Below are 21,731 nucleotides of genomic sequence, written 5' to 3' on the forward strand. Positions count from 1 at the left end.
CTGGTACCCCTGAACAGAACCATGGTGGAGTGCAGCCAATCCGACTGCTCAGAGGGTGTGCGGCTTGTAGGGGTCGCACAAAGACCTCAACCGAGAGTCACCTCACATCGGTGGGTCGCGCATACCTCCCCCGGGGTGATGCGCAGCCTCAGTCGAGGGCCGGTCGAGAGCACCTCGACGGTCTCGTCCGCGCGCACGACCTGGCGGACCGGGCGGTCCCAGGTGATCTCCAGCGGCGTGCCCGTGCGGGGCGGCTCGCTCGCACAGAGGGTAGCGGTACGGCCCCGGCGGACGGTCAGCACGCTCGCGGCGGCGGAGGCGGTGAGCGGACCTGCCGTGCCGGCCTGCCAGAAGTTCGCTGCCAGGAAGCCGAGGGAGGGCACGGTGACCGCCTGGCGGTCCGCGTCGTTGGCGAGGACCGACAGCCAGTGCCGGTGGGCGGCGCGGCGGGCGACCGCGCGGCGGGACGCCCCGGGCATCAGGACGTAGGCGTATGTGGCGTCCTCGGGGTCGGTGCCGTGGTCGAGCCAGAGGGTCTGCCAGCGGCGGGTGCGGCGCTCCGGGGTGCTGCCGGTGTTGATGTCGGCCCAGGCGCCGGTGCGGTCCTCGCGGAGCGCCTTCGGCTCGCCGTCGAGCAGGACCCAGCCGCCGTGGTCCTCCAGGTGGGCCCAGTTCGGGCCCTGGGCGAAGCGCTGGGTGCCGGACTCGCCGAGGTTGCGGTTGTCGACGATCGTCTCCACCGGGACGCCGTCGGCGCAGCCGATCCCGGCGCCGAGGCAGATCACCGCGTCCGCGACGCAGAACCAGGACTTGCGGGCCTGGAGGGTGGAGCCGAGGCCCTTGAGGTGCTGACCGAGGGCCGCGCAGGTGCCGTCGGTGGTGCCGCCGACCCAGCGGGCGTCCGGGCGGGCGGATCCCCACTCGCCTCCTTCCCGGTCGGCGAGGCGCTTGGTGGAGACGGTGGTGCCGGGCAGGCGGTACCAGTCCACCGTCGGCCAGAACCAGTCCGTGTACTGGTCGCTCGTACCGGACCACCAGCTGACCATCCCCGCGCCGGTGTGCCAGCCGCGTGGGTTCTCGCCGTTGCCGCACTCGTAGTGGGCGATGCGGTCGCTGGCCATGGCGATGTTCACGGTGAAGCCGGGGCGGCGGTGGACGGCGCGGTCCATGGCGGCGAAGAGGTGGTGCCCGGTGGGTTCGGGTGCGGCCGGGGCGGGTGAGGCGGCGATGGCGTGCAGCCGGGCGAGGGTGGCGACGCCGAACTGGGGTGCGGTGAGGATCGGGGTGACCGTGTCCCGTTCGATCCAGCCCTTGACGCGGGCGTGCCAGCGGTCGCGTTCCGCGGGGGTCGCGGCGGCGGCGAGGAGGGCGATGGCCGCGATGAGCTGCTGGCCGTGGAAGTGGTCGCTGCGCATCACCTTGCGGTCGTCGGTGATGAGGTAACCGCGGCTGATGGCACGGCCGTTGACGCTGTCCATGACCAGTCCGTCGTGGATGAGCGGGGCGTAGGCCCGCTCGACGCTGTCGAGGATGATCTGCCGGTTCGGGTCGGTGACCGCCCAGTCGGATCCGGCGAGCAGGGTGAAGAGCCGGCCGAGGCCGTCGAGCATGACCTGTCCGTAGGTGCCCGAGTAGGCGACCCAGGTGTGCTGGACGAAGGAGCCGTCGGCGTAGAGGCCGTCGCCCCGGGTGACGTAGGGGAAGACCGGGGAGAGCGCGTCCCGGGCGAGGGCGATCTTGGCCGGGTCGCGGCCGAGGATGCCGCGCAGGGCGACGGAGCGGCACAGGTCGACGCGGTTGGCGCCGGTGGAGGTGCCGGTGTAGTCGCCGAGGGCGGAGTCGGGGACGAAGTGGTCGACGGCGGCGCAGGCGGCCCGGACGCGGGTTTCGCCCAGTTCGTCGTAGAGGGCGGCGGTGATGTCGGTGAGCAGGCGGGGGCTGCCGATCTGCCACTCCCACCAGTTGCCGTAGCGGGTGGTGGAAGGGTTGTAGACGGTCGCGTTGAGGTGGTCGAGGCCGCGCAGGACGTCGGCGAGCAGGCCCGGGTCGGCGGTCGAGCCGGTGCCTTTCTGAACGTAGGCCTGGGTCATGGTCCACAGACGCCCGTAGCTGAGGGTGATGCCGGCCGGCGGGTCGAAGGGGTGCCCGGGCCAGAGGGAGTTCGCCGCCGGGGCCATGGAGGCGCGCAGCCCGCGGGCGAGTGCACCGGTCTCGGCGAGCCGGGTGGCGTACGGCTCCGCTGCCGGGTCGTAGCCCTCGCCGAGGGCGATACCGAGCCAGCGGCGGCGGAGGGTCTCGTAGGGGTCCTCGGCTTCGGAGGCATACGCGGCGCGGGGCATGGACGCCGCCCAGCCGGTCGCCGCCAGCGCCCCGACCGCGAGCAGCAGGGCCCGACGGCCAGGGCTCGGCAGGGTGGTGGCGTCCTTGGCCGTGCGGCGGGGAAATTCGCGACGCTCGGGGGTCATGCCCATGCCCTACCACGGGGAGAGGGCCACCTGAACGGTGCTTTCGGCCGGATGCCCACCGAGGCCGGCCTCCCGGCGCGGGCCGGCCGCCGGGCCCTGAGGCGGCTCGGGACGGCTCGCCAGGCCGGGGGGGGGACACGGCTCTCGACGGTCATGCCCACGCCCTAGCCCGGGCAGAGGGCCACCTGAACGGTGCTTTCGGCCGGATGCACACCGAGGCCGGCCTCCCGGCGCCGGGTCGGCCGCCGGGCCCTGAGGCGGCCCGGGACGCCTCGCCAGGCCGGGGGACACGACTCTCGACGATCATGCCCACGCCCGAGCCCGGGCAGACGGCCACCTGAACGGTGCTTTCGGCCGGATGCACACCGAGGCCGGCCTCCCGGCACGTGCCCCCGCCGCCGGGCCCTGAGGCGGCCCGGGACGGCTCGCCAGGCCGGGGGGGACACGGCTCTCGACGATCATGCCCACGCCCGAGCCCGGGCAGAGGGCCACCTGAACGGTGCTTTCGGCCGGATGCACACCGAGGCCGGCCTCCCGGCACGTGCCCCGGCCGCCGGGCCCTGAGGCGGCCCGGGACGCCTCGCCAGGCCGGGGGGGGACACGACTCTCGACGATCATGCCCACGCCCGAGCCCGGGCAGACGGCCACCTGAACGGTGCTTTCGGCCGGATGCACACCGAGGCCGGCCTCCCGGCGCGGGCCCCTGCCGGTCAGTAGCGGCGGTTCGCTATGCGGCGGTTCAGCCCCGGGGTCAGGGCCCTGAGGCGGCTCGGGAGGGCTCGCCAGGTGGGGGTGGGGGGCGCCTCGTCGCTGTCCTGGCGTACGGACTCGAAGATGTCGCGGGCGACGTTGCCGGGTGAGACGGGACGGGGGGTGGTGTGGTCGTAGGGGCCGCTGTCCCTGCGGGTGGGGACGACCAGGGTCACGCCCACGCCCGTGCCGCGCAGTTCCTGGCGGAGGGCGTCGGCGAAGGCGGCGAGGCCCGCCTTGGCGGCGGAGTGCACCGCCTCCTCCCGTACGCCCGAGCAGCCCGCGGCCGAGCCGAGCAGCACCACCCGGCCCCGGCCGGCCTCGATCATGGACGGCAGCACTTCACGCACAAGGTGGAGCGTGGCGTTGAGGTCCAAGGCCAGCACCCGGTCGATGTCGGTGTGCGGCATGGCGGCGAACGGGCCCGTCCAGCCGATGCCCGCCCCGGCGACCAGGACGTCGATCCGGCCGGTCGCGTGCAGCGCGGACTGGGCCAGCAGGCGCGGTCCGCCCGGGGCGGCGAGGTCGGCGGGCAGCACGAGCGCCGAGGTGCCGGAGGCCGTCTGCTCCAGACAGCGCCGGTCGCGTCCGTTGAGGAGCAGTTGCCAGCCGTCCATGGCGAATCGCCGTGCCGTCGCCGCCCCGATCCCCGAGGAGGCCCCGGTGACGAGGGCCACGCGCCGGTCCAGACGCCGTGCCGGTCCGTGCTCGCGCACGTGTGAGGGGGCTACGGGGCCGCGTGGGGCGGGGCCCGGTGGGTCGTAGGCCGAGCCGGAGCCGGTGAGTGTCATCGGTCGGTCTCCCTGCGGTGTACGTCCGCCGTGGTCTCGTCTGTATCCATGCGGGTCCCTTCACACGGAACCTCCTCTCCCAGGACACCGCCATCCCGGTGCGTCCCGCCAGCGCTGGAGCCCTGCTCGCGGGCCTGGCTCACCCGGCCCGACGTGCCCGTTTCCGTTGGCGGTCCACGGGCCGGGCCCGTCCGCGACGCCCGCGGCAGGACCACCCCTGCGGGCCGCGCGGTGCCGCCAGGCGGCGGTATCGCGACACGGCCTCCAATGATGTTGAACATTGAACCGGAATAGGTCTACGGTGGTGCGCGTTGATGTAGTTCAAGATTCAACATCGAGACTTCTCATCGCATCACTCGCAGGAGGCCTACCCATGAGCATCTTCAGCAGCAAGGACATCGAGACCGCCACCGGCACGTCCGGCGCCGTACGGCCGGAGCTGGCCGCCCTGACCGGCGACTACACGATCGACCCCGCGCACTCGACGATCGGCTTCGTCGCCCGCCACGCCATGGTCACCAACGTCAAGGGCGGCTTCCAGGACTTCACGGGCACGCTCAGCCTCGACGGCACCGACCCCTCGCGGTCCGCGGCCTCCCTCGACGTCGTGATGGACAGCATCGAGACGGGCAACGCGGACCGGGACGGCCATCTCAAGAGCGCGGACTTCTTCAAGGCGGACGAGTTCCCGACCATGACGTTCCGCTCCACGAAGGCGGAGTCCCTCGGCGGCGACGACTACCGCATCACCGGCGACCTGACGATCCTCGGCACCACCCGCCCCCTCTCCATCGACCTGGAGTTCAACGGCGCCGCGAAGGACCCCTTCGGCAACGAGCGCGTCGGCTTCGAGGGCAAGGCGGAGATCCTGCGCTCCGAGTGGGGCCTGACCTGGAACGCCGCGCTGGAGACCGGCGGCGTGCTCGTCTCCGACAAGATCAAGCTCAACTTCGACATCTCGGCGATCAGGAACGCCTGAACCTCCCGCATCGCCCGCACCACCGGCCACGCCGCACGGGACCACTCCGTGCGGCGTGGCCGAATCGGGCCTCTTGTGCGAGGACTCACGGCGTTCTCATAATCCAGCAGCAGAATTTTGACCGGTCCATGCCAGCACATGGACGTTCTTTTTGCTCCTGCTGCTGACATGAGCTCGTCAAACGGATGCTTCGGTTGCACATCTCCCCAGGTCAACCCCCCACGGAAGGCATCACGTTGAAGAGACTTCTCACGGCTCTCAAGAGATGCGCGGTCCTCGGCGCCGCCGCGCTCGCGATCGCCAGCCTTCAGCCCGTCACCGCCGCGCAGGCCGCGCCCTCGCCCGTCGTCGGCGGGACGCGGGCCGCGCAGGGCGAGTTCCCGTTCATGGTCAGGCTGTCCATGGGCTGTGGCGGCGCGCTCTACACCCAGCAGATCGTGCTCACGGCCGCGCACTGTGTGGGCAGTTCCGGCAACAACACCAGCATCACCGCCACCGCGGGGGTCGTCGACCTCCAGTCCACGAGCGGCCGGGTCCAGGTCCGCTCCACCAAGGTGCTCCGCGCGCCCGGCTACAACGGCACCGGCAAGGACTGGGCGCTCATCAAGCTCGCCCAGCCGATCAATCTGCCGACCCTGAAGACAGCCACGACCTCGCAGTACAACACCGGTGACTTCACCGTCGCCGGCTGGGGCGCGAACCGTGAGGGCGGCTCCCAGCAGCGCTACCTCCTGAAGGCGACCGTGCCCTTCGTCAGCGACGCCGCGTGCAAGGCCTACGGCGGTCTGTACAGCGGCCTCGTCGCGAGCGAGGAGATCTGCGCCGGCTTCGACGCGGGCGGCGTCGACACCTGCCAGGGCGACTCCGGCGGCCCCATGTTCCGCAAGGACAACGCCGGCGCCTGGATCCAGGTCGGCATCGTCAGCTGGGGCGAGGGCTGCGCCCGCCCCGAGGCCCCCGGCGTCTACACGGAGGTCTCCACGTTCGCCTCGGCGATAGCCTCGGCGGCGTCCACCCTCTGACGCGCCCTCGGCAGTGACGAAGCGGCTTGCGGGTCCGGTGCGGGCGGTTGGGCACCGGGCCCGTGGCTGTGCGGTCGGGTGACTGCCGGTCGGGTCGGGTCATCCGGGGCCGGGCCCGCGCCTGTGGGGTGAGTTGCCCCGCCCGAGGAGGGTCCCCGCACGGGCGATGGGGCGAACTCCCGTCACCTCGGCCCCTCCCCCCCGCCGAGTCTGCGTCGCGCGCTGGAGCGCCCCCGTCAATCCGGCCCGGCCGTCGGCGGGCCCACGCCCAGACGGCCAGGGTCCGCCTACCTGCCCGACCCGTCCGATGGCGGGCCCGCGCCCGGGTGTTGGGGCTGGCCTCAGCCGATCCGGCCCGCGCCACCGAGCCCGAGCCCGAACGCTCGCGCCAGAACAACCCCCGTCGCCCCAGCCCGCCCCGTCAGGCCGCTCACCCCCGACCACCCGCCTCCAACTTCGCCACCGCCGCCGTCACCTGCGCTGCCCGGCTCCCCGGTGTCAGGGCGCGGAGGACGGGGAGCATCGTGAGGTAGCGGTCCGTTCGGCCGAGGGACTCGAAAGCTGCTGCGGCTCGCGGGCTGCGTGCCAGCGCTGTCGCGAAGTCCTCCGGGACCTCGGCCTCCTGCTGGGAGGCGTAGGCCGCGTCCCAACGGCCGTCCGCCTTCGCGGTGGTCACCTCGTCATGCCCGGCGGGGCGCATACGTCCGGCGGCGGTGAGTTCCTCCACCCGGCGGACGTTGACCATGGACCAGAGGCTGCCGGGGCGGCGCGGGGTGATCCTCTGGAGGTAGTACGACGCGTCGAGGCGCTTGCGCTGCCCGGTGATCCACCCGTGGCAGAGCGCCACGTCGTTGACGTCGGCGGCGCTGACGGAGGGGATGCCCGAACCCTTCTTGGCGACCTTGACCCAGAGGCCGGGATGCGGGGCGGGGTGGGTGGTCAGCCAGGAGTCCAGGTCGGCCACGGTGGCGAAGGGGAGCGGGGCCGGGCCGTCGGAGGAGGTCATGGCACCACCGTAGGGACCGAGTAGGACAGATTCCGTCCGCTACGCGAGCAGCGCGCGCGCCTGTTCGCGGGCGTGGTCGATGGCGTCCGGGAAGATGCCGAGGCCGTGGGCGACGAGCGCGCCCTCGTGGAGCAGCATCAACGCCCGGGCCAGACGGGCTGGTTCGTCCGGGGTGATGTCCGCGGCGAGACTCGTGAACAGGTCGAGCATCCACCGCTTCTGGCCGGTGATGATCGGGTGGGCCGGGTGCGCGGGGTCGCTGATCTCCGCGTGGGCGTTGACCATGCTGCACCCCTTCGGGCTGCTGTCCCGCGCCCAATCGCGTGAGGCGTCGAAGACCGTCAGGACGCGCTCCCCCGGGTCCGGCCCGGCCGCGTCGAGGCGCTCGCCGAGGAAGGCCCGCCAGCGCTCGTCGCGGTCGGCGAGGTACTCCACGACGATCTGCTCCTTGGAGCCGAACCGGTCGTAGAGGGTCTTCTTCGTGACCCCGGCCTCGGCGGCGATGAGGTCGACCCCGACGGCATGGATGCCGCGTTCGTAGAACAGCCGCGCGGCGGCCTGGAGGGCGCGGCGGGCGGCCGGCGTCAGCGTGATCCGGCGGGGGGTTTCGGAGGCAGTGGTACCCATGGCACCCGAGTATACCGATCTGTATAGTCGACGAGGAACGGGTAAACCGATCTGTCTAGTGGTTGTGGTGTCGTGAACATCCTGCTCTCCCTCGCCTTCGTCCTGTGCTGGAGCTCCGGGTTCATCGGAGCCAAGCTCGGCGCGGGCAGCGCGTCCGCGCTCACGGTCCTGATGTGGCGGTTCCTGCCGCTGGCCGTCGTCCTGATCGCCGTCGCCGTCCTCACGCGCTCCGCGTGGCGGGGGCTCACCGCCCGGGACGTGACCCGGCAGGCCGTGATCGGCGTGCTGTCGCAGAGCGGCTATCTGCTGAGCGTCTACTACGCCATCCAGCTCGGCGTCTCCAGCGGCACCACGGCCCTGATCGACGGCATCCAGCCCCTCGTCGCCGGAGCCCTCGCGGGACCGCTGCTCGGGAGCCACGTCTCGGGACGGCAGTGGATCGGCCTGGGCCTCGGGCTGAGCGGCGTCGCCGTGGTCACCCTGGCCGACGCCGCCGGGACCGACGTGGTCTGGTGGGCGTACGCCGTCCCGCTGCTCGGCATGCTGTCCCTGGTCGCGGCGACGTTCCTGGAGAGCCGCTCCCGCTCGCGGGTCGCCCCTTCGGTGTCGCTGACCGTCCACTGCGTCACCAGCGCCGTCCTCTTCACCGTGCTTGCGCTGGCCGCCGGAGCCGCCGCGCCGCCGGCCGAGGGAGCCTTCTGGGTGGCGGTCGCCTGGCTCGTGGGCCTGTCCACGTTCGGCGGGTACGGGCTGTACTGGCTCATCCTGAAGCGCTCCGGCGTCACCGAGGTCAACACCCTGATGTTCCTCATGGCCCCGGTCACGGCCGTCTGGGGCGCGCTCATGTTCGGCGAGCCGTTCGGCCTCCAGACCGCCCTCGGGCTGGCCGTCTGCCTCGCGGCCGTCGTCATCGTCCACCGCGGCGGGCACCGGGGGGACGCTGCCGTGACCGCCGCCCGGGGAGAGCGGCGGGAAAACCGGTGGACCCGGTCCTCCGAATCCGCCTAACGTCCCTGTCGTGTCCAGCCCCGAGGCATCCAGAGTGCGGCCACCGGCTCTCCGGTGGCTGCTTGTGATGCCGGGCCGCTGAGGCAGGCCCCTTCTTCGCTCCGCCACCGGATCGCCGACCGACGTGTCGTGTTCGTCGTCGACTTCCGGGTGCGGAGTTTCCTCATGCCGTTCGCTCTACTTCTGCTGGGCCTTGCCGTGTTCGCGCAAGGGACGTCCGAGTTCATGCTGTCCGGGCTGGTGCCGGACATCGCGCGGGATCTGGGGGTGTCCGTTCCCGCCGCGGGTGCGCTGACCTCCGCCTTCGCGGCGGGAATGGTCGTAGGGGCGCCGCTCGTGGCGGGTCTCGCGCGGCGCTGGTCGCGGCGGGGCGCGCTGTCGGCGTTCCTCGTCGTCTTTCTCGCCGTCCATGTCGTCGGTGCTCTCACCGGCAGTTTCGAGGTCCTGCTCGCCACGCGGGTGGTGGGGGCGCTCGCCAACGCGGGGTTCCTCGCCGTCGCCCTCGTAGCCGCCGCGGGAATGGTCCCGGCTGACGCGAAGGGCCGGGCCACGTCCACACTGCTGGGCGGCGTGACACTGGCGTGTGTGGCCGGGGTGCCCGCCGGGGCCCTGCTGGGCGGGCTGTGGGGCTGGCGTACGGCGTTCTGGGCCGTGGCGCTGCTGTCGCTGCCGGCCCTGGTGGCGGTGGCGTGGTCCGTGCCGGGCGGGACCGCCGAGGGTGCGCCGCCCGCCCTGCGCGGTGAACTGCGGTCACTGCGCAGCCCTCGGCTGGTCGTCACGCTGCTGCTGGGCGCCCTCGTGAACGGCGCGACGTTCTGCACCTTCACCTATCTCGCGCCGCTGGTCACCGAGGTGACGGGGCTGGGCAGCGGGTGGGTGCCCGGGGTGCTCGCGCTGTTCGGCGCCGGGTCGTTCGTGGGGGTGACCGCGGCGGGGCGGTTCGCCGACCGCAGCCCCGTGCCGCTCCTCGCCGGTGGGGGCGTCGCGGCCTGCGTGGGCTGGTGCCTGCTGGCCCTCGGGGCCGGGCACCCGGTCCTGGCCCTCGGGCTCGTCTTCGCCCAGGGAGCGCTTTCCTTCGGCGTCGGCTCCACGCTGATCGCCCAGGCGCTCTACGCGGCACCGGGAGCACCCACACTGGCCGGGGGTTTCGCGACGGCCGCGTTCAACGTCGGCGCCGCGCTGGGCCCTTGGGCCGGTGGCACGGCGATCGGCGCCGGGTTCGGGTACCGGTCGCCGGTGTGGGTGAGCGCGGGGCTGATCGCGCTCGCGGGCGTCGTGGCCGGGGTGGTGTGGCGTCAGCGGGCGCGGCTCGCGGACCGGGACGCGCTACGGCGCTGAGCCCCGGGCGGGCGCGCGAGGCGGGTCGGAGCCCGCGGCGATCGCAGAACCCAACGGGACCCATCGGGTTCAGTGACCGCCGTGGTCAGTCGCGGCCGGTTTCAGTGACCGCCGCGGTCAGTCGATGGCGTGGTTCAGAACCCGCCCCCGAAGTCCCCTCCACCGAAGCCTCCACCGCCGAAGTCGCCTCCGCCGAAGCCGCCCCCGAAGTCGCCGGAGTCGAAGTTGGCGCCGGAGACGTCACCGCCCTCGTAACCGCCGAAGTCTCCGTAGCCGGAGCCGTAGTCGGCCGCGTAGGCGGGGGCGGCCATCATGCTGCCGAGCATGGTGCCGACGAGGAGGCCGGGCAGGATGCCGCCGGCGAAGTAGCCGCCGGCCCAGGGGCCGTACGCCGGGCCGGCCTCCCAGTAGGGGCGGCGGCCGTAGTCGGTGTCGACCTCGCGGATCGCCGGGTCGCGGCCCTCGGTGAGCCGGGTCCGGTCGGCCGCGCAGACGGGGACGTCGCGTGTGGTGCCGCCCGAGGGCGTCCAGCTCATGTCGGCGACCGAGGGGCCGTGGCGCGGGTCGAAGAAGCAGGGCGGGCGGCGCTCGGGCAGCCGGTCGCCCTCGCGCCGGGCCGCGAGCCGGGCCAGGGAGAAGCGGCCGTCCTCCACGGTCTGGGTGACGGGCCGGACGTCCTCCGGTTTCGTCGCGGCCGCCATCAGGGACTTCGCCCGCTCGTAGGAGTCCAGGGCGCGTTCGTAGTCGGCGCGCATCGCGTCGTCGGCGGCGGGCTCCCCGGGGTGGAAGTCAAGGCGGTCGAGCTCCTCGCCGAAGGCGGTGATGTCCTCGTCGACGACGACCCGCAGCTTCTCCAGAGCGGCCCGCTGCTCCTCCTCGTGGCGGCGGCGGTTGCGCCGGACCACGGCGTAGGTGCCCGCGCCGCCGGCCGCGACCAGGGCGCCGAACGTGATCAGACCGCCGACCGGTACGCCGGTCTCCGAGCCGTCGCTCCAGCTGCTCGGCGCCGTGCCGCCCATGCTGCGCAGGGCGTCGTCGACGAAGTCGTTGAGCTGGGCCTTGGTGTCGCCCGTGTCCTGCACGGCACTGACCAGGTTGGAGACCGCCTGGCGGCTCATCACCGCGCTGTCGGCACGGGCGTCGAACTGCTCGCCGACGCGGACGCCGTACAGGCCGGTGACGCCGGTCTCGGTGCGGAGGTTGCGGAAGAGGTCCTTTGTGGGGGTATCGGCCGGGAGGACCGCCACGAAGACGGGCTTGTCCGCGTCCTTGATCTTGTCGGCGAGGGCCTCGGCGTCCGACGCCGCGAGCTGGTCGGAGGCGGCCGGGTCGACGTAGACGGGGTTCTCGCGCAGTTCCTCGGCGACCTTCGAGAGGTCGGTGGCCGCGTGCGCGCCCGGCGCGACGGCCGTCATCACCACCAGTACCGCCACCAGGGCGGCGACCGGCGCGATCAGCAGTCGTACGACAGTACGCACCAGTGCGGCCTTCATATGTTCGAAGCTACCCGAATCAGCACAGAAGGGATATCGATAGGGGCGGGGATTTCGGGACGCCGCTGCGCCTACGATGCCTTCTGGCTCACCTCCGTGGGCCGGGCCGGGTCCGGCCCACGCCACGGGTCGCAGGGGAAAGGGCGGATCAGGGGCATGTTCGGAAGACGCAGGGCCGCGGACATGACGGTGTCCGCACTCGCCGAGCTGGACCGGTCGCGTTCGCGGGCCGACCTGTTGTGGGAGCTGTTCCGGCATGCCGAGGCGGAGGTGACGACGGCGATCGGCTGGTACCTGGCGCGGCGCCGGGGGCCGTCGCTGTGGTCGCGGTGGCTGCGGGCGCTGGCCGCGCTGCTGGGCATCGTCGGCACGCTGACTCCGCTGGTGCACGCGGCCACCCCTTCCGCGTTGCCGCCCGAGTGGGGCTTCGTGTTCCTGGCCGGTGGGGCGGGGTGTGTCCTGTTCGATCGGATCTTCGGGTTCTCGGCGTCCTGGACGCGCTACATCCGTACGCAGCAGGCGCTGCAGCAGATCCTCAAGAGGGCGCAGTCCGAGTGGGCGCAGACGTATCTGCGGGCCACGGACTCTCCCAGCGACAAGGAGCAGGCCGCGCTGCTCGGGGTGATCGAGCGGTTGCGGACGGACGCGCAGCGGATCATCGAGGACGAGGGGTCGGCGTGGGTCGGTTACCTGGCCGACGGGGTGGAGGAACTGACCCGCGCCACCGTGCACGCGCCCGGGCAGCGGTCGAACGGGGCGGGGTTGTTCCGGCTGGAGCGGGGGGCGGGGCGTGAGCGCCTGGGTGAGGCCCAGGTGCCACGCGCCCGCGACTCCGCCATGTGACCCACCTGGCCGCTTCCCGGCACCCGGCACCGGCGCTGGCGCCGGGTGGGTCCGCAACCCGGCGTAGCGGGGTGCCGCTGCGCCCACCCGTGCCGCCCCTAGCGGCACGCATGCCCGCAGCTAGGGGCGGTGACGGCCGCCGGCAGCCAGGGCGGCTCGCGGCCACCCGCGACTAGAGCGGCCACACGGCGATCGACGGCAGCTCAGCCGTTACGCGCCCGCACCCGCCGGACCACGGAAGGGGACGTGTCGGGGGGTGTCCGCCCGCAGCGGTTGGCGCGTCAACGGACAGTCAGTCGGCGTCCGACCCCATCGCGCCGTTCCGAGGACGGACCCCCCCCGGCGCGGCCCCGACCCACCACCACCGCGTAGGCGCAGGCACAGACGCGGCCCGCTACTCCGCCGGCGTCACCCCCGCCCGCAGCAAGCCGTACGTGTACGCGTCCTCCAGGGACTGCCAGCTCGCTGCGATGACGTTCTCGGCGACGCCGACCGTGGACCACTCGCCCGTGCCGTCGGACGTGGAGATGAGGACGCGGGTCGTGGACTGGGTGCCGTGTTTGCCTTCGAGGATGCGGACCTTGTAGTCGACGAGCTCGAGCTTGGCGAGCTGGGGGTAGATCTTCTCCAGGCCGACGCGCAGGGCACGGTCGAGGGCGTTGACCGGGCCGTTGCCCTCGGCCGTGGCGACGATGCGCTCACCCTTGGCCCACAGCTTGACCGTGGCCTCGTTGGCGTGGGACCCGTCGGGCCGATCCTCGACGATGGCCCGCCAGGACTCGACCTCGAAGTAGCGCAGCGGCTTGCCCTGGACCTCGGTGCGCAGCAGGAGTTCGAAGCTCGCGTCGGCCGCCTCGTAGGTGTAGCCCTGGAGTTCGCGTTCCTTCACCCGCTCCACGACCCGGCCGACCAGCTCCCGGTCGCCGCCGAGGTCGATGCCGAGTTCCTTGCCCTTGAGCTCGATGGACGCGCGTCCCGCCATGTCGGAGACCAGCATCCGCATGGTGTTGCCGACCAGCTCGGGGTCGATGTGCTGGTACAGGTCCGGGTCGACCTTGATGGCAGAGGCGTGCAGCCCGGCCTTGTGGGCGAAGGCGGAGAGACCGACGTAGGGCTGATGCGTGGAGGGGGTGAGGTTGACGACCTCGGCGATGGCGTGCGAGATACGGGTCATCTCGCGCAGATGGCCGTCGGGCAGCACCTTCTTGCCGTACTTCAGTTCCAGCGCCGCCACGACCGGGAAGAGGTTCGCGTTGCCCACGCGCTCGCCGTAGCCGTTGGCGGTGCACTGCACATGCGTCGCCCCGGCGTCGACGGCGGCCAGCGTGTTCGCCACCGCGCAGCCCGTGTCGTCCTGGGCGTGGATGCCGAGCCGGGCGCCCGTGTCGGCCAGGACCGTGGCGACGACCGCCTGGATCTGCGCCGGGAGCATGCCGCCGTTGGTGTCGCAGAGGATCACCACGTCCGCGCCGGCCTCCGACGCCGTACGGACGACGGCCTTGGCGTACTCCGGGTTCGCCCGGTAGCCGTCGAAGAAGTGCTCGCAGTCGACGAAGACCCGGCGGCCCTGTTCCGTCAGGAACGACACCGTGTCGCGGATCATCTCCAGGTTCTCGTCCAGGGTGGTGCGCAGGGCGAGCTCGACATGCCGGTCGTGGGACTTCGCGACCAGCGTGATCACCTCGGCGCCCGACTCCAGCAGCGCCTTGACCTGCGGGTCCTCGGCCGCCTTGGCTCCCGCGCGCCGGGTCGCGCCGAACGCGACGAGCTGGGCGTGCCGGAAGTCGATCTCCTGCTGGGCGCGGGCGAAGAACTCGGTGTCCCGGGGATTCGCGCCCGGCCAGCCGCCCTCGATGAAGCCCACGCCGAAGTCGTCCAGGTGCCGTGCGATGGCCAGCTTGTCGGCGACGGTGAGGTTGATGCCCTCACGCTGGGCGCCGTCGCGCAGGGTGGTGTCGAAGACGTGGAACGAATCGTCGAGCTCGCTGGTTGCGGTCATGGTCTCAAGGCTCCTGAGGATTGGATCTCGGTCGTACCGGAATGACCGGCTCCACCGCCCCCACATACTCCCTCGCGCTCTCGCTCCTGGCTGCGGGTGGGCCAGAAAAAGCGAAAAACCCCTCGCGGGTGCGAGAGGTCTGCGCGCGGGTCGAGGACGACGGTGTCCGCCCGTACCTGGTCGTACGTGGCGGTCACTGCGGACCGGCGCGCCTGCTGCCAATAATCATGGCGAACGAGAGCACGGGGGCAGTCTGGCACAGCCCCCGTGCCTCGCTCACGGTTGTCTCAGGATGCGGTCGGTCACCTGATACGGCGCACGTAGACGTGCGAGGTGTCGTACGTGTCGCCGGGCACCAGGTCGGGTGAGGAGCTGCTGAAGGCGACCGCGCGGCCGTGCCGGTCGATCACCGGGGCCGACACGCTCTGGTCGTTCGGCCCGCCCTCGGCGTCCGGGCTGGCCAGGACCGTGCGCCCGGTGCGCAGGTCACGGACGTAGGCACGCGTCGTACGGTCCGGGTCGCCCGGGTCGGCCGAGACGAAGGCGAGGTACCGGCTGTCGGCGCTGAGCCGGGGGAACGCGGTGAAGGCGGCCGGGTCGGCGGCGTCGATCCGGCGCAGCTCGCCCGTCTTGAGGTCGCGGACGAAGACGTTGTGCCCCTTGTTGGTGTCGCCCGGGGTCAGCCGCGAGTCCAGCGAGTTGAAGACCGCGTACCGGCCGTCGGCGCTGACCTGCGGGAACTCGGTCTGCCCGTCGGACGTCAGGCCGTCCGGCGCCAGGTCGGTGTGGAACAGCTTCCCGCTCGGCACATCACGGACCCAGGCGTCGCTCCAGTCACCCGAGGAGGGGTGCGGGACGAAGAACTGGTAGCCGACACGGCTGCCGTCGGCGCTGATGGACGGGTTGGTGGCGGCGGTCTTCCGGTCGGTCGCGCCGGGCACCTGGCTGATGCGGACGGCCTCGCCGCTGGTCCGGTCAACTCTGTAGACACGTCCCCAGACGTCGTCGCCCTGGGTGAACGCGGAGCGCTCGGCGACGAAGGCGACGTAGCGGCCGTCGGCGCTGATGGCGGGCGCCCTGCCGGTGTCGTAGCCGCCGGCGACGGTGTCCGCGATGCGCTGGAGGGTGCCGGTCTTCAGGTCCTTGACCCAGATGTGGCTGCGGCCGTCGCTCGCGCCGGTGGCGGCGAAGGCCAGATAGCGGCCGTTGCCGCTCAGGGCGACGTCGTCGACGGAGCCGTCCACACCGCCGCTCGCCGACCGGGTCGTGCCGGTGTCGAGGTCGCGTACGAAGGCGTCGTCGAGGCCGTCGGTGTCACCGGCGACGAGGTTGTCGGCGCGGGAGACGAAGGCCAGACGGCGGCCGTCGGCGCTGAGGCTCGGTCCGCCCGAGGGCGCGTCGCCGTCGCTGCCGTCCGGGGCGACGCTCGCCTTCTCGGTGCGCGGCACCGGCGCCGGCGCGGCGGTCGCGGGCAGCGCGGCGGCGGTGCCGAGCGTGACGGCCAGGGCCAGTCCGAGCGCGACGGACGTGGCCCTCCTGATGCTGGTCATGTGCTGTTTTCCCCCTGTGTTCCCCCGGCCCCGCGCCGAGGGCTCCTCCAGAGCCAACATCACCACCGGACAGGGGGTCAATCCGCCGAATTGAGTACAACGCGGGCGGGCGTTCAGGTGTCCGCGAGGAGGCTGTCCTCAAGGAACTCCCGTACGTGCTGGAGGACTTGTGACCGGTCGGTGCCGCGCAGGCCGATCGCCACATGGATGGCGAAGCCGTCCAGCAGCGACCGCAGGCGGGCGGCGAAGCGGTCGGGGTCGACAGGGCGGAACTCGCCGCGTGAGACGCCCTCGGCGAGCAGGGCGACCAGGTCGCGGTGCCAGACGCCCTCGATGGCGGCCTGCCGGTCGCGGGCGGCCTCGTCGGCGTTCTGCGAGCGGTTCCAGACCTCCAGCCACAGGGTCCAGTGCGGGTCGCGATGGCCGTCGGGGACGTACAGGTCGACGTAGGCGTCTAGGCGTTCGCGGGCGGGGGCGGTCCGGGTCAGCAGCCGTCCGCGCTCGGCGCCCAGCCGGCCCTCGCTCCACTCCAGGGTGCGCAGCAGCAGTTCGTCCTTGGAGCCGAAGTAGTAGAGCAAGTGCCCGCTGCTCATCCCGACCTCGCGGCCGAGCGCCGCCATGGTGAGCTTCTCCAGACCGCGCTCGGCGATCATCTCCATGGCGACGGCGAGCACGTCCTCGCGGGGCGGCGCCTGCCTGCGCCCACCGGCCATCTGCGGCTCCCGGGTTCTAGATCTTGGGCTGTTGCTGTGTGATGCAGTGGATGCCTCCACCACCAGCGAAGATCGTACGGGCGTCCACCAGGGTCACGGTCCGCTCGGGGAAGAGCCGGCGGAAGACACCGGCCGCGAGTTCGTCGCGAGGGTCGTCGAAGCCGCACAGCACCACGCCGCCGTTGCAGAGGTAGTGGTTGATGTAGGAGTAGTCGGCCCAGTGGCCGTCGGCCTCCAGGACGGTCGGTGCGGGGACCTCCACCACCTCCAGGCGGCGGCCGCGCGCGTCCGTCTGGGCCTTCAGCAGGCCGATGACCTCCTTGGTCACCTCGTGGTCGGGGTGCGCCGGGTCCGGCTGGGAGTGCGCCACGACGACCCCCGGCCGAGCGAAGGCGGCGACGATGTCGACATGACCCAGGGTGCCGAATCCGTACGGCGGATAGTCGCCGGTCAGTCCGCGCGGCAGCCAGATCGCCTTGCGGGTGCCGAGCTGGGCGTGGATCTCCTCCTCGACCTGCTCCCGCGTCCAGCCGGGGTTGCGCTCCGGGCCGAGCTGGACCGTCTCCGTCAGCAGGACGGTGCCCTCGCCGTCCACATGGATCGCCCCGCCCTCGTTGACGAGCCGCGAGGCGTACGTCCGTGCCCCGGCGAGGTCCGCGACATGCGCGGCCACCTTCTCGTCGCGCTCCCAGCGGGCCCACTCCTGGGCGCCCCAGCCGTTGAACGTCCAGTCGACGGCGGCCAGTGCACCCTTCCCGTCGGTCAGGAAGGTCGGGCCGATGTCGCGCATCCAGGCGTCGTCGAGGTCCCGCTCGACCGTGTCGATGCCCTCGCCCAGCAGGGTGCGCGCCTGGTCCGACTGCCCCGGCCCGCACACCACCGTCACCGGTTCGAAGCGGCGCACGGCCCGGGCGACCGCGGCCCAGGCGACACGGGCGGCGGCCAGCTCCCCCGGATCGTCGAAGGTGGGGTTCTCGCCGGGCCAGGCCATCCAGGTGCGCTCGTGCGGGGCCCACTCGGCGGGCATGCGGAAGCCGTCGGCGGCAGCCTTGTTCATCAGGGGTCCTTGTCCGGGGTGCTCAGAGGAAGTACAGGCGGTTGAGGGAGACCGAGTCGGCGGGATCCGAACGCAGGGGCTCGCCGTCGAGGGTGACCAGGCCGGTGCGCTGGTCGACGTCGACCGCTCCGGTACGGGAGTTGTGGCGCAGGTCGGCCGGGCCGATCCCGCGGGTGCCGCGCACGGCGACCCTGCGGCGGCGGGTCGGCATCGTGTCGCTCCCCTGGTCCAGGGCGGCCTGCGCGACGAACACCACCGAGATGTCGGCCGGTGTCGCCCCGTGCGCGCCGAACTGCGGTCCCAGCACCAGGGGTTCGCAGGTGTCGGTCGCCGCGTTCGGGTCGCCGGTCACGCCGTACGCCGGGAAGCCGGACTTCAGCACCAGCTGCGGCTTGGCGCCGAAGTACTCCGGGCGCCACAGCACGATGTCGGCGAGCTTGCCGGGCTCCAGCGACCCCACCTCGTGCGCGAGGCCGTGCGCGAGGGCCGGGTTGATGGTCAGCTTGGCCATGTAGCGCAGGACGCGTTCGTTGTCGTGGTCGTCCGGGGCGCCGAACTCGGACTTCATCTTCCCGGCCATGGCGAAGGTGCGGCGGACCGTCTCGCCCGCGCGTCCCATGCCCTGCGCGTCCGACGAGGTGATGCCGATCGCGCCCAGGTCGTGCAGGACGTCCTCGGCGCCCATGGTGCCGGCGCGGATGCGGTCGCGGGCCATGGCGGCGTCGCCGGGCAGGTCGGTCTTGAGGTCGTGGACGGAGACGATCATCCCGTAGTGCTCGGCGACGGCGTCCCGGCCGAAGGGCAGGGTGGGGTTGGTGGAGGAGCCGATGACGTTCGGCACGCCCGCCATCTTCAGGACGTTGGGGACGTGTCCGCCGCCGCAGCCCTCGATGTGGAAGGCGTGGATGGTCCGCCCCTCCAGGACGCGCAGGGTGTCCTCGACGGACAGACACTCGTTCAACCCGTCGCTGTGCAGGGCCACTTGGACATCGTGCTCCTCGGCGACGCGCAGGGCGGTGTCCAGGGCGCGGGTGTGGGCGCCCATGTCCTCGTGCACCTTGAAGCCGGAGGCGCCGCCCTCGGCGAGGGCCTCCACCAGTGGGGCCGGGTCGGACGACGAACCCCGGCCCAGAAAGCCGATGTTGACCGGCCAGGCGTCGAACGCGTTGAACGCGTGCCGCAGCGCCCAGGGCGAGTTGACGCCGACGCCCCACACCGGGCCGAACTCCTGCCCGATGATCGTGGTCACGCCGGAGGCGAGCGAGGCCTCCATGACACGCGGCGACAGCAGGTGCACGTGCGTGTCGACGGACCCGGCCGTGGCGATGAGGCCCTCACCGGAGACGATCGACGTACCGGTGCCGACGACGACGTCGACCCCGTCGAGGGTGTCGGGGTTCCCGGCCCGCCCGATCGAGCAGATCCGGCCCTCCCTGATCCCGATGGAGACCTTCCGGATGCCCTGCACGGCGTCGATCACGACGACATTGCTGACGACGACGTCACAGGTCTCCCGGACGGCGGCGGCCTTGAGATGCAGCCCGTCACGGGCGGTCTTGCCGAACCCGGCGAGGAATTCGTCCCCGTAGCGCTGGGAGTCGGACTCGACCCTGATGGTCAGGCCGGAGTCCCCCAACCGGATGCGGTCACCCGCCCGGGGACCATGAGCGGCGGCGTACTCGTACGGGGTGAGGCGGCGGGCCTCGGCGGGGTGCCCTCCTGGGCGGCTCATCGCTCGACCTCCTGATCAGCGGTGTCCGATATGCCATCGGGCGGGTTCGGTACGCCGTCGTCGGGCGGGCCCGGTACGCCACCGGGCAGATCCGGCACGCCCAGGTAGCCGCAAGCGGCGGCACGGCGCAGGGCCTCCTCTCGGGCGCCCGGCGCATCCAGCGGCCCGTCCACCAGGCCGGCGAACCCGATCGCGATCCGGTCGCCGCCCATGGGCACCAGCCCGACCTCGACGCTCTCCCCCGGCCCGAACCGCACGGTGGACCCGGCGGGCACGGCGAGTCGCATGCCGTAGGCCCGCCCGCGGTCGAAGTCGAGGCGCGGGTTCGCCTCGAAGAAGTGGAAGTGGGAGGTGACGGAGACCGGCACCGTCGCGGTATTGGTGACCGTCAGCCGCGCGGCCGGCTCGGGCTCGGCGTACTCGGGTCCTGGCAGCAGCGCGCCCGGCGCGGCCGGCCCCGATCCGCCGCCGATGGGGTCGGAGACGACCGCGAGCCGCGAACCGTCGTCGAAGACCGCCTCGACATGCACCTCGGTGACGACGTCGGCGACACCGGGCAGCACATCGCCGGGCCCGAGCACGGACCGTGCGGCCTCGACGGCCTCCGCGAGCCGCTTGCCGTCCCGGGCGGCCTCGCACACCGTGTCGGCGATGAGCGCGGTCGCCTCGGGGACGTTGAGCCTCAGCCCCCTGGCCCTTCGGGCGCGGGCGAGTTCGGCGGCGCCGAAGAGCAGCAGCCGGTCGCGTTCGGTCGGGGTCAGCCGCATGTCACTCCCTCCATTTAGAGCATCACTCTAAACATGAAATCCCCCTGTCCGAAAGGTTGACGGTGAGGCGATGCACACATCACATTGAACGTCGCTCTAACCAAGGGAGACCAGCATGCCGATCGAACAGCGCGGAGTCGACACCATCCCCGAGGAGGAGCGCACCAGCGGGCCACGCGACCTCGTCTCGATCCTGCTCGGCTCCAACCTCTGCCTGGGCGTGATCGTCTTCGGCTGGCTGCCGCCGTCCTTCGGCCTGGACTGGTGGGGCTCGGTCAGCGCGGTGCTCGCGGGCACGGTGGCGGGCGTGGTGTTCACGGCTCCGCTGGCGCTGGTCTCACTGCGCACGGGCACCAACCTGTCGACCTCCTCCGGCGCCCAGTTCGGCGTGCGCGGCCGGCTGGTCGGCTCGGTGGTCGGGCTGCTGCTGGCCCTCGGCTACACCGCGCTGACCGTGTGGATCGGCGGGGACGTGATGGTGGGCGCGCTGGGCCGGCTGGCCGGGCTGCCGCAGGGCGGGGTGTCGTACGGCATCGTCTACGGGCTGCTCGCCGCGGGCACCGTCGCGGGCGCGGTGTACGGCTACCGGGTGCTGCTCGCGATGTCCCGGGTGCTGGCGTTCGGTATGACGGCCCTGCTCGTGCTCGGCGTGGCGGCCTACGCCCCCGGCTTCACCACCGCCGCGCTGCCGGAGGCCGGTGGCTATCTGCTGGACGGCTTCTGGCCGACCTGGCTGCTCGCGGCCGTGGCGGCCGGACTGTCCGGGCCGATCGCGTTCATCACGCTGCTCGGCGACTACACCCGCTACATCTCCCCGACCCGCCACTCCTCACGCCGGGTGCTGCACGCGACCTGGCTCGGGCTGACGCTGGGCCTGCTGGTGCCGCAACTCTTCGGCACCTTCACGGCGTACGCGGCCGGAGCCGCTCTCGACTACGCGGGCCCGCTGGTCGCCGCCGCCCCGGCCTGGTACCTCGTCCCGCTGCTCCTCGCGGCCTCCGCCGGGTCGGTCGGCAACGCGGGCCTGATGCTGTACTCGATGGGCCTCGACCTGGACGCGATCCTGCCGCGCGCCTCCCGCGCCACGGCCACGTACACGGTCGCCGTCGTGGCCACGGCCTGCGTCTTCGCCGGGCACTACCACTCGACCGCGCAGAACGCGATGACGTCCTTCGTGCTGCTGCTGACCGCGATCGGCACGCCCTGGGCGGTCATCACCCTCATCGGCTTCGCCCGCTGCGGCGGGGCGTACGACGCGGAGGCCCTCCAGGTATTCAACCGCCGGGCGCGGGGCGGCGCCTACTGGTACCGCGCGGGCTGGAACGTCCCGGCGACACTCTCCTGGGCCGCGGGAGCGGGCGTGGGCGTCCTGGCGGTGTCCTTGCCGTCGTACGAGGGGCCACTGCTGTCGCTGACCGGCGGGGTGGACTGCAGTTTTCTGCTGTCGGGGCTGGTGGGCGGGGTGGCTTATGTGCTCTCGGCCCCGGGCTCGGTTTCGGTGGAGCGCGGGGCCGATGAGGCAAGTCGGGCTTCCAGCCCAACCGCTTCGGGCGGCGGGTGGGCATAGGCCGGGGGTCCGGGGGCGGAGCCC

General features: G+C 72.5%; 17 protein-coding genes. 6 read left to right on the top strand and 11 right to left on the bottom strand.

Annotated elements, in window-relative coordinates; genetic code table 11:
* Nucleotides 1-86 precede the first annotated feature (86 nt).
* Together KJK29_RS09930 and KJK29_RS09935 are read right to left on the bottom strand one after the other, a co-directional pair.
* Nucleotides 87-2,465, bottom strand: a complete 2,379-nt coding sequence (locus KJK29_RS09930) for a polysaccharide lyase 8 family protein (RefSeq protein WP_215118337.1) — start codon at nucleotides 2,463-2,465, stop codon at nucleotides 87-89.
* A 710-nt stretch (nucleotides 2,466-3,175) separates the two neighbouring features.
* Nucleotides 3,176-4,006: an SDR family NAD(P)-dependent oxidoreductase gene (locus KJK29_RS09935; protein ID WP_215118338.1), complete on the bottom strand. Its 831-nt coding sequence runs from the start codon at nucleotides 4,004-4,006 to the stop codon at nucleotides 3,176-3,178.
* A gap of 373 nt (nucleotides 4,007-4,379) precedes the next feature.
* Here KJK29_RS09935 and KJK29_RS09940 point away from each other — a divergent pair, with 373 nt between their 5' ends.
* Both KJK29_RS09940 and KJK29_RS09945 read left to right on the top strand, forming a co-directional pair.
* A complete protein-coding gene (locus tag KJK29_RS09940) occupies nucleotides 4,380-4,985 on the top strand; it encodes a YceI family protein (protein ID WP_215118339.1) in 606 nt (201 codons plus the stop codon).
* 236 nt (nucleotides 4,986-5,221) lie between these two features.
* Nucleotides 5,222-6,007, top strand: a complete 786-nt coding sequence (locus KJK29_RS09945; RefSeq protein WP_215118340.1) for a S1 family peptidase — start codon at nucleotides 5,222-5,224, stop codon at nucleotides 6,005-6,007.
* Nucleotides 6,008-6,437: 430 nt separating this feature from the next.
* Here KJK29_RS09945 and KJK29_RS09950 read toward each other — a convergent pair whose 3' ends face one another.
* Both KJK29_RS09950 and KJK29_RS09955 read right to left on the bottom strand, forming a co-directional pair.
* The gene (locus KJK29_RS09950; RefSeq protein WP_215118341.1) at nucleotides 6,438-7,013 is read right to left on the bottom strand and encodes a YdeI/OmpD-associated family protein; all 576 of its coding nucleotides are present in this window, start codon (nucleotides 7,011-7,013) and stop codon (nucleotides 6,438-6,440) included.
* 39 nt (nucleotides 7,014-7,052) lie between these two features.
* Complete coding sequence (locus KJK29_RS09955) at nucleotides 7,053-7,640, bottom strand: TetR/AcrR family transcriptional regulator (protein WP_215118342.1); 588 nt, start codon at nucleotides 7,638-7,640, stop codon at nucleotides 7,053-7,055.
* A 72-nt stretch (nucleotides 7,641-7,712) separates the two neighbouring features.
* Here KJK29_RS09955 and KJK29_RS09960 point away from each other — a divergent pair, with 72 nt between their 5' ends.
* Both KJK29_RS09960 and KJK29_RS09965 read left to right on the top strand, forming a co-directional pair.
* Nucleotides 7,713-8,648: a DMT family transporter gene (locus tag KJK29_RS09960; RefSeq protein ID WP_215118343.1), complete on the top strand. Its 936-nt coding sequence runs from the start codon at nucleotides 7,713-7,715 to the stop codon at nucleotides 8,646-8,648.
* Between the two features lie 165 nt (nucleotides 8,649-8,813).
* Nucleotides 8,814-9,986, top strand: coding sequence for a Cmx/CmrA family chloramphenicol efflux MFS transporter (locus tag KJK29_RS09965; RefSeq protein WP_215124221.1), 1,173 nt, complete (start codon nucleotides 8,814-8,816; stop codon nucleotides 9,984-9,986).
* Between the two features lie 134 nt (nucleotides 9,987-10,120).
* Here the strand turns inward: KJK29_RS09965 and KJK29_RS09970 are convergent, their stop codons facing one another.
* The gene (locus KJK29_RS09970) at nucleotides 10,121-11,479 is read right to left on the bottom strand and encodes a hypothetical protein (protein ID WP_215118344.1); all 1,359 of its coding nucleotides are present in this window, start codon (nucleotides 11,477-11,479) and stop codon (nucleotides 10,121-10,123) included.
* 183 nt (nucleotides 11,480-11,662) lie between these two features.
* Here KJK29_RS09970 and KJK29_RS09975 point away from each other — a divergent pair, with 183 nt between their 5' ends.
* Complete coding sequence (locus tag KJK29_RS09975; RefSeq protein ID WP_215118345.1) at nucleotides 11,663-12,322, top strand: SLATT domain-containing protein; 660 nt, start codon at nucleotides 11,663-11,665, stop codon at nucleotides 12,320-12,322.
* 394 nt (nucleotides 12,323-12,716) lie between these two features.
* On the opposite strand, the gene cimA is transcribed toward KJK29_RS09975, so the two are convergent.
* The 6 genes from cimA to ureA all read right to left on the bottom strand — a co-directional run bounded on the left by cimA (nucleotide 12,717) and on the right by ureA (nucleotide 20,140).
* Nucleotides 12,717-14,321: a citramalate synthase gene (cimA, locus tag KJK29_RS09980; protein WP_215118346.1), complete on the bottom strand. Its 1,605-nt coding sequence runs from the start codon at nucleotides 14,319-14,321 to the stop codon at nucleotides 12,717-12,719.
* Nucleotides 14,322-14,623: 302 nt separating this feature from the next.
* The gene (locus tag KJK29_RS09985) at nucleotides 14,624-15,871 is read right to left on the bottom strand and encodes a TolB-like translocation protein (protein ID WP_215118347.1); all 1,248 of its coding nucleotides are present in this window, start codon (nucleotides 15,869-15,871) and stop codon (nucleotides 14,624-14,626) included.
* 113 nt (nucleotides 15,872-15,984) lie between these two features.
* Nucleotides 15,985-16,584 carry a TetR/AcrR family transcriptional regulator gene (locus KJK29_RS09990; RefSeq protein ID WP_215118348.1) on the bottom strand — a complete coding sequence of 200 codons (600 nt, stop codon included), beginning with the start codon at nucleotides 16,582-16,584 and terminating at the stop codon, nucleotides 15,985-15,987.
* A 16-nt stretch (nucleotides 16,585-16,600) separates the two neighbouring features.
* Nucleotides 16,601-17,641: an agmatine deiminase family protein gene (locus KJK29_RS09995; protein ID WP_215118349.1), complete on the bottom strand. Its 1,041-nt coding sequence runs from the start codon at nucleotides 17,639-17,641 to the stop codon at nucleotides 16,601-16,603.
* Nucleotides 17,642-17,663: 22 nt separating this feature from the next.
* Nucleotides 17,664-19,373, bottom strand: coding sequence for an urease subunit alpha (locus KJK29_RS10000; protein WP_215118350.1), 1,710 nt, complete (start codon nucleotides 19,371-19,373; stop codon nucleotides 17,664-17,666).
* On the bottom strand, nucleotides 19,370-20,140 hold the full coding sequence (ureA, locus tag KJK29_RS10005) for an urease subunit gamma (RefSeq protein ID WP_215118351.1): 771 nt from the start codon (nucleotides 20,138-20,140) through the stop codon (nucleotides 19,370-19,372). Before ureA ends, KJK29_RS10000 begins: the two co-directional genes overlap by 4 nt.
* A 115-nt stretch (nucleotides 20,141-20,255) precedes the next feature.
* Here ureA and KJK29_RS10010 point away from each other — a divergent pair, with 115 nt between their 5' ends.
* The gene (locus tag KJK29_RS10010; RefSeq protein WP_215118352.1) at nucleotides 20,256-21,707 is read left to right on the top strand and encodes a cytosine permease; all 1,452 of its coding nucleotides are present in this window, start codon (nucleotides 20,256-20,258) and stop codon (nucleotides 21,705-21,707) included.
* Nucleotides 21,708-21,731 lie beyond the last annotated feature (24 nt).

This window comes from Streptomyces koelreuteriae (assembly GCF_018604545.1).
GTDB lineage: Bacteria > Actinomycetota > Actinomycetes > Streptomycetales > Streptomycetaceae > Streptomyces > Streptomyces koelreuteriae.